The organism is Bradyrhizobium ivorense (assembly GCF_900696085.1).
GTDB classification, from domain to species: domain Bacteria; phylum Pseudomonadota; class Alphaproteobacteria; order Rhizobiales; family Xanthobacteraceae; genus Bradyrhizobium; species Bradyrhizobium ivorense.
The window spans coordinates 62,836-77,679 of sequence record NZ_CAADFC020000004.1 but is presented as its reverse complement, the minus strand read 5'-3'; the positions used below and the strand labels follow the sequence as shown (position 1 = coordinate 77,679).

Here is a 14,844-nt window from a genome sequence, read left to right as displayed (position 1 = left end):
GATAGCTGCGGCTCTCATTCTCAAAGGAGGGCGTCTCGCCCGCCCCTTTGGTAGCAGAATTTGATCTTATCCCAACGGAATTAGTGTGTATCCTCAGTTCTGCCGGCGGATTTTGATCCGCGGCGCGAAGGGTGATTGCATGGCTGCCGAACCGGCGATCGAGCCGTCCGAGGAGCTCGCGGTCCTGATCAGGCGGGCTGAGCGTGCCACCGCCGACGCCTACCGGCTCATCGGCGAAAATGACCGCTGGCGCCTGCGTGTCATGCAACAGTTCGACCACATGTTCGAGCTTGGGGCCGAGTTCAGGCTGCTCGGCCGTGTTGAGAATCCTATTCGCAAGTCCGAGGATGTGAAGCCATTGGACGTGAGGTCCTAAGACGCGACCTGTCCCTCGAGATAGGCAATCCGCTGTTCGATCAGGACGCGGTGCCGCTCCCATTCGACCAAGGTCTGTTTGAGCAGGTTGACCAGCCGCTCGGCCTGCTTGGTATCGTGACCGGCCCTCTGCAGCCATTCCATCAGATCCTGCTGGTCACGGAGTCGCGTCCAGCCCTCCTCGATGTCGGTTTCCGCCTTCACCAGAAGCTGTTGTTCGATCTTCAGCTGTTGCATCCAGTTCGCGCGATCGGCGGCGACCATTACGGTTCCTTCCGCGCCGGTGGCTTCGGATCGAGCGATTGTAGCATGACCCGCCGGATCATATCGGCATATTCGCGGTATTCGACGGCGCGACGCTCATACATTTCGGCGACCGCGGCGCGCCCGCTCTGGCGGCCGTCCAGCGCCATCCGGTGCACCAGCTCGGCACGCTCCTCGATGATGCGCAGCGCGACCCGCAGCGCCTCGTCGACCCTGCCCTCCTGATCCTTGGCGAGCGCATCCGCCGTATAGGCGTGGCCGACCTGGCAGCGGAATCGGAGCGGATAGCTCGCCTTGAGCTCGGAAAGGACCCCACCGCAGGCCGGACAGGTCAGCGGCGCCGGATCGGCAACGTCCGTCAGCGTATCGCTGCCGATGCGGTCGCCGGCCGCAATCTTCACCTCGAGCGCGATTTCGGGCGGGATCGGCAACATGGCGCCCGCTCGCTCCCGAACCAGGTCGGACAGCACATCGCCGAGCCGCGCGCCGGGGATGCAGAGGTCGACGGTGGTGGTTTCCAGCGCCCGCAGCGGCATTTCGTCCGAAATCGCATCCTCGGGATCCTGAACCAGCGCGATCCCGCCGCAGCGCTTGACTGCGTTGAGGCCGGCCGCGCCGTCGGACAACAGCCCGCTCAGCACCACGCCGATCACCCGAGGTCCATAGTGCAGTGCGGCAGATCGAAACAGAGGATCGATCGCCGGTCTGACCAGATTTTCACGCGGTCCACGTCCCAGCATGATGTGGCCGTCATGGATCATGAGATGATGATCCGGCGCCGCGAGATAGACGTGGCCGTTCTCGATGACCATGCCGCTCGCTGCCTGCCGGACCGGCAGCTTGCCCGCCGCGCTGGCGACGGTGGAGAGAATGCCGATGCCGTGCGCCGGTATGTGCAGGACGATGAAGACCGCGGCCGGCAGATCGGCCGGCAGCCGGCCGAGGAGGTCTCGCAAAGGCGCGGTCGCGCCAGCCGACCCGCCGATGACGATGATGTCGCGATTCTGCATGGAACCCGCCTTGGTTAGGCTTTCGTTTGCAACAAGGTGGGCTTTCGCCCTATGTTCCTATTTTGCCGGTTTTTCGCGCCTGACGGCGCCGGAGTTGATATGTCGGAGACTGCTGTACGGTTGCGCGATCGCGCGCCGCTCGCCGGGCGCCGCATTCTGGTCGTTGAGGACGAGTATTTTCTGGCCGACGATATGAGCGCCGCGCTCCGTGCGCTGGGCGCCGACATCGCGGGCCCGGTCGGCGAAATTGGCGATGCCCTCGGTGTTCTCAACGATGGCGGGATCATCGATGCCGCCGTGCTCGACGTGAACATCCATGAGCAACCGATCTATCCGGTGGCGCGCGAGTTGCTGGCGCGATCGGTACCGATCGTGTTCACCTCCGGCTTCGACAAGGTCGTGATCAATCGCGAGTTCGAACACGTGCCGCTGTGGGAGAAGCCAATCGACCCGGTTGCCATGGCGCGTGGACTGGTCCGCATGATCGCGAAGCCGTAGTCCGAACCACCATCCAGGCCACCGGTCTGCGGCACCCCGCATCCACGTCCGGTCTGCTGACCTTCCTGTTCCCTTCCCGGACTTCGACGGCGGAGCCGCGATCATCGGCGGCTTTGCCTATGTTAGTGCAGCCACGGGCGGAGCGGCGCACGATACCCCTTCGCGATATCGGGCAGGGGCTGGACACATGATGACCGAGATCGAAAACCATATCGAGCAACTGGAGCGAACGGCAGCAGAGCGCGCGCTGGTCGCCGACCTGTCGACCACGATTGACATCAGGGTCGAAAACGCACGCCTTGCTGACGAACTGCGGCTGCTCGCCGCACGGCTCAGGGCTCAGCAGCAAAGGAAAGCACGTGCCCACTGAACTGCCGCAGGATAGAGCGGCGCAGATGGAACGGTGCCTGGAATCGGCGAACGATGCCGAACGGCTGGCCAGGGAAACCGGCAATGACGGGCTGCGCAGGGACTACGAACTGTTGGCTCAATCCTGGCGCCGGCTTGCGCAAAGCCATCAATACTCTGGCCATCTCGACCAAGTCCTTGAGGAGGTCAGAGCGGCACTGCGCCGGCGGGGGCCCGGTTCAAACCGCTGAGGTGGCGCCACGAGAGCGCTGCCCGACTAACCCGTTGCCTGTCTCCTACCCTCCATGCGCCTTCGGGACCACGCCTGAGTTCGCCTCCTCAGTGAACTCTGGCGAAGCGTCCCCCGCAGGCGAGGTGTTTCCGGCAGCCACCGGGTCGCGCGCGCGCCCGACGAAGGTCGCGGGCTGGCAATCCCTCAGAATTTTGAGCGAATGTGCGATCGCGGCCCGGGCGCCATCGATGATGGCGCCATCATGAACGGAAATGGGGGTGCGTTTGCGGATATGGCGAACGGGTTGCGTCATCGCGCGCTCCTCGGCTCTGCAGGCGGGAGCACACCAGTCTCTCAGCCATCGGCGCCCAAAAGGCGGGCCGTTGCCCGATGCCGATGATGCAAACCAACGGCGGGACCGGCAGAATGTTGCAACATCCGCCCGGCCGATGGGTTCTTTGCTGTTCCCGACTGATAACCCCATCAACGTCCCGGAATGGCCCGAGAGACCCTCGGTCCCAGGACACGCGGGCGTTGCAGGTCAGCGCTATGCGAGACGCGCGACGATTGGGGGAGACCGTCGACGTTGCGTATCAGCCTGATGCTGTTTCTGGTGACTGCGGGGCTTCTGGCGCTGCTGGCGCTGCCTGATCCGGATAGCCCTGAGCGGCCGCTGGCGACTGCCGGCTTTAGCCTGATTTCGTGCTAGCCGCGTCCGCCTCGCGAGCGCCAAAGAAACGGCCCCAGCAAGGGGGCCTGCCGAGGCCGGAGCAACTTAGTCACGAGATCGTAGACTTCCCGCTGACAGATTACTTTGCCCTTTTGGGGTACCGGAGTCATACGGGGCCAAAGTCGTGAACCTTTTGTCCCCCTCACGCGTACCAATACAGGTCAGGATTTTGCCACGACCCTCCTGGGGCTAGAGCCACGCCGTCCGCGCGTATTTCAAGCGGGCGGCGTTGCACTTTTGGAATATCCAAATTCCCCGCTGCGAGTCGTTATCAACCGGATCTCTTTAAAAAGGCCCCAGCGCAGGAACGCACTGAGGCCGTGAGAGTCCCATTTCCAGCGGCCCCCTAACGGCGCGGATTGGCCTCAACAGGGCCACATGCTGAGCGCCAACGTTCGGCCCCTCCGGCTATCCGATCAGGAGGAGCCAGCCGACGCTGACCATAAGCCCAACAAACGACAATCCCGCGAAGCCCAGAAAGCCGTACTCGACGCAATTCATATGATCCAATCTGAACATGGATAGAGAATATGCACATTGGTCCGGCAACCGCATTTAGATATGCAAGTCAGCGAGGGTGTCCTAATTCTCCTCACGCATGTCCTCGACGAGGCCCGATTGCAAGAGCGCTTTCCGTAGGGAAGACCGATATGAATGGTCTACCCCCGAGAGCGTCCGAGCCAAAACACCCAGGGTAGTTCCCTGCCGGATCAAAAATTTCCTGGTCTCCAACGTGTCCTATGTTAGAGCGGGTCGCCGCTTTCATTGGTTTGCTTACGATTATTCAATCCGGGCAACTCCAATGAAAAAGAAACGCCGCAACCGAGTCAAACAGACCACGTCACTCGAGGCGCGCCTGTCGCTGGAAGCGCAGCGCCTCCGCAACAAGGCACACCACATGCCTCTGGGATCGGCGCGCGAGCTCTTGTTTAGACGAGCGCGGCAGATGGACGAGGCGCGCGAGATGAGTGAAGTCCTGACGCTGCCACCAAGGACCTCGCAGAGCTCAGGCAGATCTCGAGGATGCTGATCGTCGGATACTGGAGCGCAAGGGAGCCTGTCATTTCCGACCTGGGTCCGCGTCGGTAGGTATCGTTGCGTTTCCCTGATTAGCCCCCAGGGATAGGTCAAGCCCTTGCAGCAAAAATATTTCGCTTTTTCGGAAGGACAACTCGGTGTATGGTCTGCCCGTCTCATCCGATCGAGGGGCGCTGCGCATCGTCATGAGCGTCGCGGTGAGATGCGGTGGACGGTTCGCATGTCCGTGACGACAGCATGCGAGGCGGACGGCGAAGTCGTGCAGGCCTGACGCCCTAGTGGCAGGTGTCTTCTCGCAGGATGGGAATGCGTCTTGCGAGGACGGTGACAAAAAAGCCCAGTCTCGCCGGGGAGAGCACGTATAAGCCGTAACCCATCGCGCAGGGAAAGCCGGGTTGTTTCCGGTTACACCTGTGGTCCTACCCCGGTGCTTTTTTTGTTGCACCGGGCCCATGGGTGCGATCGGCACCCGGCTTTCCCTGCGCCCTCTGCGAAATGAGGGGCGGAACGATTTGACAAAACTCGGACGAATCGTGTCGCGGGAACGAAAACGCACGTCATGCACGCAACGTCATGCACGGATCGGGCTCCAGCGTTAATACCTGCCCGCCTCGCCTTTGCCGGCCGAGCCGATCTGCTCACACAGAACTTCGAGCGCTTCGGCGCATCCCCTTGGCTTGGTCACCACGGGAATGTGCGCAAACCGCTCCGGCAGGTTGCTCTTGTCATAGCCGGTATAGAGCGCAATCGGCGTTCCCATCTTCAGGAGATCGTCAATCAGACCGTAGCTGATGGTCCCGTTGACGTTGACATCGACGAGCGCACCGCACGCATCGGCCAGATGTGGCCGCGCATCGTCGATCGAGCAGAACGGCCCGGCAACGCGATAGCCCGCCTGCCGCACCAACGACGCACAGTCGTCGGCTATGAAATACTCGTCTTCCACGATCAAGATCGTTCGCATAGCAGTTACCTCTGCCAGTTGACCTTCGCGGATGATGGGATGTTAACGAAGTTGCGCCGATCCGGTTTCCGCCCGGCACACCTGCGATTGGCCGCGCTGGGCGCCCGCGTTGCCCTAATTCACCTGAATGATGCATGGCAAAATGTTGCGAGGGACTTGCGGCACCGTGCCAGTCTCGGAGCTCACGGGAACGTGCAAAGACATCACGAGCCGCGGCGAACCGGCTATCAGCCGCCGACAACGAGCAGGGCGACGTAGAACCAGAGGACAACCGTAGCTGTCATCGTCGCAGCAAAGAAGTAACGGTCGATCAGGCGCATCGACTGCCCCTCGGGCAAACTCGGGACGCATACCGGTCGAAGTCGAGACTCTCGAGGTTCTGCTTTGACAATCTGCTGCGGTTCCCGCACTTACCTATGACAGGCTGTTGTTCCCATCATGCGAAACCTTGGCTTGAGCTTGGGGTTGCTCCGACATGAACGAGAGGAACGTCGATACCACTTGGACGTTCGGTCCCGGGGCTTGAACTAAAGGAGACGGGATATGAGAAAGCTGACATTGGCAGCGCTCGCGGGCGCCGGCGCCCTCATAGCCTCCGGCACCTATGCGACGGCAGGCGAGCTATACACCGGAAGCAGTTCACCGCTGCTCCAGCAGACTCGGATGGTCTGTAATGACGCCGGACGATGCTGGCACACGCGCGGCGATCGCTACGGACGCGCCGACACCTATTACCGGGAGCGGTACTACGACGACTACGATCGCGGCTACTACCGTCGCCCGGGCATCGGCGTGCACGGACCTGGCTTCAGCTTCGGCGTCGGCCCGGACTACTAGTGCCCGCTGCTAAAGCACCTTTCGTGGAGCCCGCCGGACCGCAGAGTTCGGCGGGCTCTGTCATTGCGTCGCGTCGAAGCTCAGGCGGCCGCCACCTCGTGGCTCGCCATCACCTCCAGCGCACGCAGGATCGCCGAGTGGTCCCACGCCTTGCCGCCAAGGGCGCTGCAGGCATTGAACAGCTGCTGGGCGTTTGCGGTACCCGGCAGCGACAGTCCAAGCGCCCGCGCCCCTTCCAGCGCGAGGTTGAGATCCTTCTGATGCAACTCGATGCGGAAGCCCGGCTCGAAATTGCGCTTCACCATCCGTTCGCCATGCACTTCAAGAATCCGGGACGACGCAAAGCCGCCCATCAGCGCCTGGCGCACCAGCGCCGGATCGGCGCCGGCCTTCGATGCGAACAGCAGGGCTTCGCTCACCGCCTCGATGGTCAGCGCCACGATGATCTGGTTCGCAACCTTGGTGGTTTGACCATCGCCGTTGCCGCCCACCAGCGTGATGTTCTTGCCCATCCGCTCGAACAGCGGCTTCATGGTGTTGAACGCCCGCTCCTTGCCGCCGACCATGATGGTCAGGCTCGCCGCCTTGGCGCCGACCTCGCCACCGGACACCGGCGCGTCGAGATAGTCGGCCCCCAGCGCTTCGATCTTGCGCGCGAACTCCTTGGTCGCGAGCGGCGAGATCGAGCTCATGTCGACCAGGATCATTCCCTTGGAGAGGCCCTCCGCGACGCCGCCCTTGCCGAACAGCACGGCTTCGACATGCGAGGTGTCCGGCACCATGATGATGACAGCATCGGATTCCTGCGCCACTTGCCTGCCCGACTCGCAGGCGACCGCGCCGGCCCCGATCAGGTCCGCCGGCAGCGGCGCGACGTCGTGCAGGAACAGGCTGTAGCCGGCAGCCAGGAGATGGCCGGCCATCGGGCGTCCCATGGTGCCCAGCCCGATGAATCCGATATTCTTCATTGTCGTCGCTCCTGTCAGCTTAATCAGGTCTCGAAGGTGTGGGCGGCGTGCCAGCCGAGGCTCTCGACCGTGGTGGTCCGCGGCTTGTATTCGCATCCGATCCAGCCGCTATATCCGAGGCTGTCGAGATGCTTGAACAGATAGGAGTAGTTGATCTCGCCGGTGCCGGGCTCGTGACGGCCCGGATTGTCGGCGAGCTGGACATGCGCGATGCGATCGAGATGCGTCTGCAGGGTCCGCGCAAGATCGCCTTCCATGATCTGCATGTGATAGATGTCGTATTGAATGAACAGATTGGGCGCTCCGACCTCGGCGATTAGCCGCGCCGCCTGCTCGGTCCTGTTCAAAAAGAAGCGCGGAATGTCGATCGTGTTGATCGGCTCGATCAAGAGCTTGATGCCGTGCCGGCCGAGCGCGTCCGCGGCGAAGCGCAGGTTGGACACCAGAACCTCGTTCAGCTCGGCCGGATCGGCCTCCGGCGGCGCAATGCCGACCAGGCAGTTGAGCTGCTTGCAATCCAGCGCCTCGGCATAGTCGATGGCGGTTGCGACGCCATCGCGAAATTCGTCGACCCGGTCGCGCAGGATGGCGATGCCGCGCTCGCCGGCGCCCCAATTGCCGGCCGGCAGATTGTGCAGCACCTGGGTCAGCTGATAGCGGTTCAGCTCCTCCCGCAGCATCGCCTTGTCGTGGTCGTAGGGGAACAGATATTCGACGGCGTTGAAGCCGGCGGCCTTGGCAGCGGCAAAGCGTTCGCGGAACGGCAGTTCGTTGAACAGCATGGTGAGGTTGGCGGCAAATTGAGGCACGGTCCGTTGTCTCCGCTTGAGGCAGCGTTGAAGGAGGGCTTAGGCCGGCAGCAGCGTGCCGCGTGTGCTCGGGACGTCATCCAGCGGAAGATCCAGCACCTCCTCGAACTCGACGATGTTGTCGATCTCGGTTCCCATCGCGATGTTGGTGACGCGCTCGAGGATGAACTCCACCACCACGGGGACGCGATGCTTGGCCATCAGCTCGCGCGCGGTGGCGAACGCCGCCTGGGCGTCGTTCGGATCGGTCACCCGGATCGCCTTGCAGCCCAACCCCTCGGCGACGGCGACATGGTCGACGCCGTAGGCGCCGAGCTCCGGCGCGTTGATGTTCTCGAACGACAGCTGGACCTGGTAGTCCATCTCAAAACCGCGCTGCGCCTGCCGGATCAGCCCGAGATAGGAATTGTTCACGACGACATGGATGTAGGGCAGATTGAACTGCGCCCCGACCGCGAGCTCCTCGATCAGGAACTGGAAATCATAGTCGCCGGACAGCGCGACGATCTCGCGGTCCGGATCGGCGGCGCGCACGCCGAGCGCGGCCGGCAGTGTCCAGCCGAGCGGCCCGGCCTGCCCCGCGTTGATCCAGTTGCGCGGACGATGGACGCTGAGGAATTGCGCGCCGGCGATCTGCGACAATCCGATCACGGTCACGTAGCAGGTGTCGCGGCCGAACGCCTTGTTCATCTCCTCGTAGACCCGCTGCGGCTTGATCGGGATGTTGTCGAAATGACTCTTGCGCAGCATCGAGCGCTTGCGGTCGCGGCAGGAGGCCGGCCAGGCCTGACGGTCGCGCAGCTTGCCGGTCTTGCGCCACTCCTTGGCGACGCTGACGAACAATTCCAGCGCGGCCTTGGCGTCCGACGCGATGCCGAGATCGGGATTGAACACGCGGCCGATCTGGGTCGGCTCGATGTCGACATGGACGAACTTGCGGCCCTTGGTGTAGGTCTCGATCGAGCCGGTGTGCCGGTTGGCCCAGCGGTTGCCGATGCCGAGCACGAAGTCGGATTGCAGCAGCGTCGCGTTGGCATAGCGGTGGCTGGTCTGCAGGCCGGCCATGCCCGCCATCAGCGGGTGATCGTCGGGGATGACGCCCCAGCCCATCAGCGTCGGGACCACGGGAACGTTGACCGCCTCCGCGAAGGCGACCAGCAGGTCCGACGCATCGGCGTTGATCACGCCGCCGCCGGCGACGATCAGCGGCCGCTCCGCGGCGTTGAGCATCTCGAGCGCCTTCTCGATCTGCTTGCGGGTCGCGGTCGGCTTGTAGACCGGCAGCGACGAATAGACCTCGTCATCGAACTCGATTTCGGCGAGCTGCACGTCGAGCGGAAGATCGATCAGCACCGGTCCGGGCCGCCCCGACCGCATGATGTGAAAGGCCTGGCTGAACACGCGCGGCACCAGCGCCGGCTCGCGCACCGTGACCGCCCATTTGGTCACCGGCTTGGCGATCGACTCGATATCGACGGCCTGGAAGTCTTCCTTGTAGAGCCGCGCCCGCGGCGCCTGCCCGGTGATGCAGAGGATCGGGATCGAATCGGCGATCGCCGAATAGAGCCCGGTGATCATGTCGGTGCCGGCCGGTCCCGAGGTGCCGATGCACACGCCGATATTGCCGGCCTTCGCCCGGGTATAGCCTTCCGCCATATGCGAGGCGCCCTCGACATGCCGCGCCAGAATGTGGCGGATCGAGCCGCGCTTCTTCAGCGCAGAGTAAAGCGGGTTGATCGCAGCGCCGGGAACGCCGAAGGCGCAGCTGATCCCTTCGCGCTCGAGAATGCGTACCGCTGCATCGACTGCTCGCATCTTCATTTGATGACCCCGCTTCGTTACGAGTTGGCTCGAAGAGGATCATCAAACTCGCGCGCGTCGATCTCAACGCCGGCGATTGGATTTTCCGCCCTGTGGCAACGCTCGAGATTTTTTGCGCGTCTTCAAATGATTAGCGCCGGCGAAGCGATGGAAAATCGGATGCGTCGGAAGCGGCGGCCGTCACGCCTGTTCCGGCAGTGCGTGCCGGTTTCCGCGCAGTTCGGCCGTGAACTCGGCGGCGACCTGGTGCACGATGGCGCCGATTTCCGGCAGGCGTTCATCGGTCAGCCGGTCCGCCATGCCCGACACCGAAATCGCGGCAAACGGCTCGCTGCAATCGTTGAAGACGACCGAGGCCACGCAGCGCAGGCCGCGCCGCGCCTCCTCGTCATCCAGCGCAAAGCCCTGGCGCCGCACCGTCTCCAGTTCCTTGAACAGTTCGCCGGGCCGCACGATCGACTTTTCGGTCAGGCGCGGCATGCCGCGGCGGCGGATGATCGCGTTGACATCGGCGTCGGAGTAAGCGGCCAGCACCGCCTTGCCGAGGCCCGAGGCGATCATCGCGACGCGTCCGCCGACCTTGGTCAGCGAACGCATGATCTCCCGGCTTTCGATCCGGGAGACGACGATGATCGACTCATCGTCGACCACGGCAAGGTTGGCGGTCTCTCGGGTCAGGTCGCGCAGCTTGCGCAAATAGGGCAGCGCCTGCGCGGCGCAATTGCGCCGGCGCGTGAAAGTCGAGCCGACCACGAAGCTCTGAGCGCCGATGTGCCATTTCGATTCCTCGCGATCGAACTGCACGAAGCGGCGGTTCTCCAGCGTCGTCAGCAGGCGGTGAACGGTCGACGGCGACAGGCCGGTGCGGATCGCAAGATCGGTGAGCCGGTAGCCTTCGTCATCTTCGGCAAGTGTTTCGATGATATGCAGCGCGCGATCGACGGATTGCACGCCGCCATCGCGCGAGTCCTGGCCCGGCTGGTCGCGACAGGCGGGATCGGTGGGCTTGGGCCGGGCCAGTTCTTTTTTCATGACGACCTGCCTTATCCGTTTCGCGTTTCTGACGCCGCGGTACCGAGCGCAAGCTACGGTTTCAATTGGCATTTGGCATACCAATTGATGTCTATGTCAAGCCGTCTACTGTCCCGGATAGGTAAGTATTCGTGCCATTTTCATCAGTTTTCTCTCGCAAATTACCGTTTGACAACTGGGATAATGTATACCACGATCTGCGTCGGCACGATAGCAATCGGGAGGACCTGCCATGCACGTCGCAGATATCCTGCGCAGCAAGAGCCCGCGCACGGTGGCGATCGCCTGGAACGAGACCGTCGGCGTCGCGGCCGGCCTGATGCGCGCCAGCAATGTCGGCGCACTTGTCGTCAGGAATGCCGCGGAGGCGGTGATCGGGATGTTTTCGGAGCGCGACGTTGTCGCCGCGATCGCGGAGCGCGGCGCGAGCGGCCTCTCCTCGAAAGTTTCGCAATTCATCTCGGCGCGGCCGCTGGTGTCCTGCAGGTCGCAGGACCGGCTCGCCTATGTCGAGCGCCTCATGATCTGTCATCAAATCCGCCACGTCCCCGTCATCGACAATGGCCGGCTTGTCGGCGTTGTCAGCAAGCGGGATATCGCCTTTGCCAGCGATCAGGCCGGTGCGGTGCAGGCGGCCTAGGAAGTTTCGTCTCGATCACGACCACACAAATCGTTCGGGCCGGCGCGGCTCGTCTGTCTTCACTCTGCTCGTGGGGGTTTCATGAGGATCTGCATCTACGGCGCCGGCGCGATCGGCGGTTATCTCGGTGTCGAGTTCATGCGCGCTGGCGCCGACGTCAGCCTGATTGCGCGCGGCGCCCATCTCGCCGCGATGCGGCAGAACGGGCTGAAGCTCCTGATCGGCGATGAGGAACGCGTGGTGCATCCGCGCTGCACCGACGATCCGCGCGAGCTGGGCGAGCAGGATTTCATCATCATCTCGCTGAAGGCGCATTCGATCACCGGCGTGATCGAACAGATGCAGCCCCTGCTGGGACCGCGGACCCGCATCGTCACCGCGGTCAACGGAATTCCCTACTGGTATTTCTACAAGCACGGCGGCCGGCTCGAAGGCTCGACGCTCGAGAGCATCGATCGCGGCGGCCGGCAGTGGCGCGAGCTTGGCCCGGAGCGCGCCATCGGCTGCGTGGTCTATCCGGCGACCGAGATCGAGGCGCCCGGCGTGATCCGCCACGTCTACGGCAACAATTTCCCGCTCGGCGAGCCCTCGGGCGAGATCACGTCCGACGTCACCAGCCTCTCCGAGCTGTTCACGGCGGCGGGCATGAAGGCGCCGGTTCTCGAGCGCATCCGCGACGAGATCTGGCTCAAGCTCTGGGGAAATGTCTGCTTCAACCCGATCAGCGCCCTGACCCATGCGACCCTCGACGTGATCTGCACCGATCCCGCCACGCGCGCGCTCTCCAAGGCGATCATGCTGGAGTCGCAGGCGATCGCGGAAAGTCTCGGCGTCAAATTCCGCGTCGATGTCGAGCGCCGCATCGAAGGCGCCCGCAAGGTCGGCGCGCACAAGACCTCGATGCTGCAGGATCTCGAGCGCGGACGTCCGGTCGAGATCGATCCCTTGATCACCGTGGTCCAGGAGATGGGCCGGATGACCGGGATCGCAACACCGGCGCTCGATGCGGTGCTGGCGCTGGTCGCGCAACGCAGCAGGATCGCGGGCCTCTACGACGGGGCCGCGGTCGCCGATGCGAAATCGCTGGCGGTGGCGTGACCAGAATGACCGAGATCAAACGCTGGGTCCGCTTCCGCCACAACGAAAAGGTCGGCTTCGGACAACTCACCTCATCCGGCATCGCCGTGCACACCGGCGATATGTTCGGCGAGACGCGGCCCACGAGCGCGACGCTGGCGCTCGACGACGTCGAGCTGCTCGCCCCGACCGAGCCGTCCAAGATCATCGCGCTGTGGAATAATTTTCACGCGCTGGCGGCCAAGCTGAAATCGCCGGAGCCGCCCGAGCCGTTGTACCTCTTGAAAGCGCCGACCAGCGTCACCGCGCCCGGCGCCGTCGTCACCCGTCCCTCGAGCTACGAGGGCAAGACGACCTATGAGGGCGAGCTTGGCATCGTCATCGGCAAGACCTGCACCGCGATCGCGCCTGAAGACGCCGATGATTACATCTTCGGCTATACCTGCACCAACGACATCACGGCCGCCGATATCCTCAATCGCGACCCGACCTTCGCGCAATGGGCGCGGGCCAAGGGATTTGATGGTTACGGTCCGTTTGGACCGGTCGTGGCCTCCGGCCTCGACCCGGCAAGCCTGGTGGTGCGCACCATCCTCAACGGCGTCGAGCGGCAGAATTACCCGATCGCGGACATGATCGTCAGCGCGCAGGGGCTGGTCAGCAAGATCTCGCACGACATGACGCTGCTGCCTGGCGACCTGATTTGTTGCGGCACGTCGATCGGCGTCGGCGTGATGAAGGAGCCCGTCAACACGGTCACCATCGCCATCGACGGCATCGGTGAGCTGACCAACGAGTTTCGCCAATAGGGGTCGCCAGCAGCAGATTGAATAATAGCCCTCACCATCTGGACTGCCGCCGCTTTCGACGCCATACATAGTCAACATCTGGCCGGAGTGCGGCGATTGAACGCAAAATGGACTGACCTGCGCGCGCGCACTGCCCTGCGGCAAATCTTCGATGCCGCAATTGCCAGCGCCGATCCAAAACTCACGATCGCCGGCGCCTTGCCGGCGAAGCCGAAGGGCCGATGCATCGTCGTCGGCGCCGGCAAGGCATCGGCGGCGATGGCCGCGGGTCTCGACGCGGCCTGGCCTGACGTCGATCTGTCAGGCGTCATCGTGACGCGCCATGGCCATTCGGTTCCGGCGGGCCGGATCGAGGTGCTGGAGGCCTCGCATCCGGTGCCGGACGAGACCAGCGAAGCCGCGGCGGTTCGCATGCTGCGCGCGGTTGAGGGACTTGCGGCCGACGATCTCGTCATCGCGCTGATCTCCGGCGGCGGCTCCGCGCTGATGACCCTTCCCGCGCCGCCGATGACGCTTGCCGACAAGCAGGCGGTGAACCGGGCATTGCTGGCGAGCGGCGCGACGATCGCCGAGATGAACGTCGTCCGCAAGCACCTGTCGGCGATCAAGGGCGGACGGCTGGCGCTGGCCGCCCGTCCCGCGCGGCTCGCGACCCTGGTGATTTCTGACGTTCCCGGCGATGATCCCACGGCCATCGCCTCCGGTCCGACGCTGCCGGATCCGAGCACAAAGGCCGATGCGCAAGAGATCGTCCGGCGGTTTGCGATCGAGCTGCCGGAGGCGGCGCGGCGGGTCCTCACCGAGGCCGACGAGACGCCAAAACCCGGCGAGATCGATGCCGATGTCCGCCTACTCGCCGCCCCGTCGCTTGCGCTTGACGCCGCAGCCCGTGCGGCCCGGGACGCCGGTCTCACGCCGATCATCCTCGGGGACGCGCTCGAAGGCGAAGCCCGCGAGCTCGGAACTGTGATGGCCGGGATCGCTCGCTCGGTCGCGACGCAGGCACAGCCGGGCCCTGCCCCTGCGGTCCTGCTCTCCGGCGGCGAGACGACGGTGACGATCGGCCGGGGACCGGCCGGCCGCGGCGGCCGCAACACCGAGTTCCTGCTCGCCCTCGCCGTCGCCCTGTCACGCACACCTGATATCTGGGCCATTGCGGGCGACAGCGACGGCATCGACGGAACAGAAGATGCCGCTGGTGCATTGATTGGTCCGGATACGCTGCAGCGCGCCGCCGCAGAAGGCCTCGACGCGCGCGCATTTCTGGCGGCCCATGACAGCTACACGTTCTTCGATCGCCTTGGAGACCTCGTGCGCACCGGGCCGACGCTCACGAATGTCAACGATATTCGTGCCGTGCTGATCGCAGACGGCAAGCCAAGAACGAGGTGA

18 protein-coding genes are annotated in these 14,844 nt (G+C 63.9%); 10 read left to right on the top strand and 8 right to left on the bottom strand.

Annotated elements, in window-relative coordinates; all coding sequences use genetic code 11:
* The first annotated feature begins 139 nt into the window (after window positions 1-139).
* Window positions 140-376, top strand: a complete 237-nt coding sequence (locus CI41S_RS01240; protein ID WP_139482596.1) for a hypothetical protein — start codon at window positions 140-142, stop codon at window positions 374-376.
* Here CI41S_RS01240 and CI41S_RS01235 read toward each other — a convergent pair.
* Window positions 373-639, bottom strand: coding sequence for a hypothetical protein (locus CI41S_RS01235; protein ID WP_139482595.1), 267 nt, complete (start codon window positions 637-639; stop codon window positions 373-375). The genes CI41S_RS01240 and CI41S_RS01235 overlap by 4 nt on opposite strands.
* Window positions 639-1,649, bottom strand: coding sequence for a chemotaxis protein CheB (locus tag CI41S_RS01230; RefSeq protein ID WP_139857072.1), 1,011 nt, complete (start codon window positions 1,647-1,649; stop codon window positions 639-641). Before CI41S_RS01230 ends, CI41S_RS01235 begins: the two co-directional genes overlap by 1 nt.
* 120 nt (window positions 1,650-1,769) lie before the next feature.
* Between CI41S_RS01230 and CI41S_RS01225 the strand changes: the two genes are divergently transcribed.
* The 3 genes from CI41S_RS01225 to CI41S_RS01215 all read left to right on the top strand — a co-directional run bounded on the left by CI41S_RS01225 (window position 1,770) and on the right by CI41S_RS01215 (window position 2,746).
* A complete protein-coding gene (locus CI41S_RS01225) occupies window positions 1,770-2,147 on the top strand; it encodes a response regulator (RefSeq protein ID WP_244626374.1) in 378 nt (125 codons plus the stop codon).
* A gap of 190 nt (window positions 2,148-2,337) precedes the next feature.
* Window positions 2,338-2,517: a hypothetical protein gene (locus CI41S_RS01220; protein WP_244622261.1), complete on the top strand. Its 180-nt coding sequence runs from the start codon at window positions 2,338-2,340 to the stop codon at window positions 2,515-2,517.
* Window positions 2,507-2,746: a hypothetical protein gene (locus CI41S_RS01215; RefSeq protein WP_139482592.1), complete on the top strand. Its 240-nt coding sequence runs from the start codon at window positions 2,507-2,509 to the stop codon at window positions 2,744-2,746. Before CI41S_RS01220 ends, CI41S_RS01215 begins: the two co-directional genes overlap by 11 nt.
* A 45-nt stretch (window positions 2,747-2,791) precedes the next feature.
* Here CI41S_RS01215 and CI41S_RS01210 read toward each other — a convergent pair whose 3' ends face one another.
* On the bottom strand, window positions 2,792-3,040 hold the full coding sequence (locus CI41S_RS01210; RefSeq protein WP_139482591.1) for a hypothetical protein: 249 nt from the start codon (window positions 3,038-3,040) through the stop codon (window positions 2,792-2,794).
* Between the two features lie 273 nt (window positions 3,041-3,313).
* On the opposite strand from CI41S_RS01210, the gene CI41S_RS44895 reads away from it, so the two are divergent.
* Window positions 3,314-3,436 carry a hypothetical protein gene (locus CI41S_RS44895; protein ID WP_283813056.1) on the top strand — a complete coding sequence of 41 codons (123 nt, stop codon included), beginning with the start codon at window positions 3,314-3,316 and terminating at the stop codon, window positions 3,434-3,436.
* Window positions 3,437-5,090: 1,654 nt separating this feature from the next.
* Here CI41S_RS44895 and CI41S_RS01200 read toward each other — a convergent pair.
* On the bottom strand, window positions 5,091-5,441 hold the full coding sequence (locus tag CI41S_RS01200; protein ID WP_244626373.1) for a response regulator: 351 nt from the start codon (window positions 5,439-5,441) through the stop codon (window positions 5,091-5,093).
* Window positions 5,442-6,002: 561 nt separating this feature from the next.
* On the opposite strand from CI41S_RS01200, the gene CI41S_RS01195 reads away from it, so the two are divergent.
* The gene (locus tag CI41S_RS01195; protein ID WP_139482588.1) at window positions 6,003-6,296 is read left to right on the top strand and encodes a hypothetical protein; all 294 of its coding nucleotides are present in this window, start codon (window positions 6,003-6,005) and stop codon (window positions 6,294-6,296) included.
* Between the two features lie 80 nt (window positions 6,297-6,376).
* Here CI41S_RS01195 and CI41S_RS01190 read toward each other — a convergent pair whose 3' ends face one another.
* The 4 genes from CI41S_RS01190 to CI41S_RS01175 form a co-directional block, all read right to left on the bottom strand.
* Window positions 6,377-7,264, bottom strand: coding sequence for a 2-hydroxy-3-oxopropionate reductase (locus tag CI41S_RS01190; protein ID WP_139857069.1), 888 nt, complete (start codon window positions 7,262-7,264; stop codon window positions 6,377-6,379).
* A gap of 23 nt (window positions 7,265-7,287) precedes the next feature.
* Window positions 7,288-8,073: a hydroxypyruvate isomerase gene (gene hyi, locus CI41S_RS01185; RefSeq protein WP_139857068.1), complete on the bottom strand. Its 786-nt coding sequence runs from the start codon at window positions 8,071-8,073 to the stop codon at window positions 7,288-7,290.
* Between the two features lie 39 nt (window positions 8,074-8,112).
* Window positions 8,113-9,894 (bottom strand): glyoxylate carboligase, encoded by a 1,782-nt coding sequence (gene gcl / locus CI41S_RS01180; RefSeq protein WP_139857067.1) that lies wholly within the window; start codon window positions 9,892-9,894, stop codon window positions 8,113-8,115.
* 180 nt (window positions 9,895-10,074) lie between these two features.
* A complete protein-coding gene (locus CI41S_RS01175) occupies window positions 10,075-10,926 on the bottom strand; it encodes an IclR family transcriptional regulator (protein ID WP_139857066.1) in 852 nt (283 codons plus the stop codon).
* Between the two features lie 232 nt (window positions 10,927-11,158).
* Between CI41S_RS01175 and CI41S_RS01170 the strand changes: the two genes are divergently transcribed.
* From CI41S_RS01170 to CI41S_RS01155, 4 genes are all read left to right on the top strand, one after another.
* The gene (locus tag CI41S_RS01170; protein WP_139857065.1) at window positions 11,159-11,566 is read left to right on the top strand and encodes a CBS domain-containing protein; all 408 of its coding nucleotides are present in this window, start codon (window positions 11,159-11,161) and stop codon (window positions 11,564-11,566) included.
* 81 nt (window positions 11,567-11,647) lie between these two features.
* Window positions 11,648-12,664 carry a 2-dehydropantoate 2-reductase gene (locus tag CI41S_RS01165; RefSeq protein ID WP_139857064.1) on the top strand — a complete coding sequence of 339 codons (1,017 nt, stop codon included), beginning with the start codon at window positions 11,648-11,650 and terminating at the stop codon, window positions 12,662-12,664.
* Between the two features lie 5 nt (window positions 12,665-12,669).
* On the top strand, window positions 12,670-13,452 hold the full coding sequence (locus CI41S_RS01160; RefSeq protein ID WP_139857063.1) for a fumarylacetoacetate hydrolase family protein: 783 nt from the start codon (window positions 12,670-12,672) through the stop codon (window positions 13,450-13,452).
* Between the two features lie 96 nt (window positions 13,453-13,548).
* Window positions 13,549-14,844 (top strand): glycerate kinase type-2 family protein, encoded by a 1,296-nt coding sequence (locus CI41S_RS01155; RefSeq protein WP_139857062.1) that lies wholly within the window; start codon window positions 13,549-13,551, stop codon window positions 14,842-14,844.

Bases quoted from the DNA above. Each gene is read 5' to 3' on its own strand.
- CI41S_RS01240 (WP_139482596.1), top strand. From the start codon at position 140: ATGGCTGCCGAACCGGCGATCGAGCCGTCCGAGGAGCTCGCGGTCCTG.
- CI41S_RS01235 (WP_139482595.1), bottom strand. From the start codon at position 639: ATGGTCGCCGCCGATCGCGCGAACTGGATGCAACAGCTGAAGATCGAA.
- CI41S_RS01230 (WP_139857072.1), bottom strand. From the start codon at position 1,649: ATGCAGAATCGCGACATCATCGTCATCGGCGGGTCGGCTGGCGCGACC.
- CI41S_RS01220 (WP_244622261.1), top strand. From the start codon at position 2,338: ATGACCGAGATCGAAAACCATATCGAGCAACTGGAGCGAACGGCAGCA.
- CI41S_RS01210 (WP_139482591.1), bottom strand. From the start codon at position 3,040: ATGACGCAACCCGTTCGCCATATCCGCAAACGCACCCCCATTTCCGTT.
- CI41S_RS01195 (WP_139482588.1), top strand. From the start codon at position 6,003: ATGAGAAAGCTGACATTGGCAGCGCTCGCGGGCGCCGGCGCCCTCATA.
- CI41S_RS01190 (WP_139857069.1), bottom strand. From the start codon at position 7,264: ATGAAGAATATCGGATTCATCGGGCTGGGCACCATGGGACGCCCGATG.
- gcl (WP_139857067.1), bottom strand. From the start codon at position 9,894: ATGAAGATGCGAGCAGTCGATGCAGCGGTACGCATTCTCGAGCGCGAA.
- CI41S_RS01175 (WP_139857066.1), bottom strand. From the start codon at position 10,926: ATGAAAAAAGAACTGGCCCGGCCCAAGCCCACCGATCCCGCCTGTCGC.
- CI41S_RS01170 (WP_139857065.1), top strand. From the start codon at position 11,159: ATGCACGTCGCAGATATCCTGCGCAGCAAGAGCCCGCGCACGGTGGCG.
- CI41S_RS01165 (WP_139857064.1), top strand. From the start codon at position 11,648: ATGAGGATCTGCATCTACGGCGCCGGCGCGATCGGCGGTTATCTCGGT.
- CI41S_RS01160 (WP_139857063.1), top strand. From the start codon at position 12,670: ATGACCGAGATCAAACGCTGGGTCCGCTTCCGCCACAACGAAAAGGTC.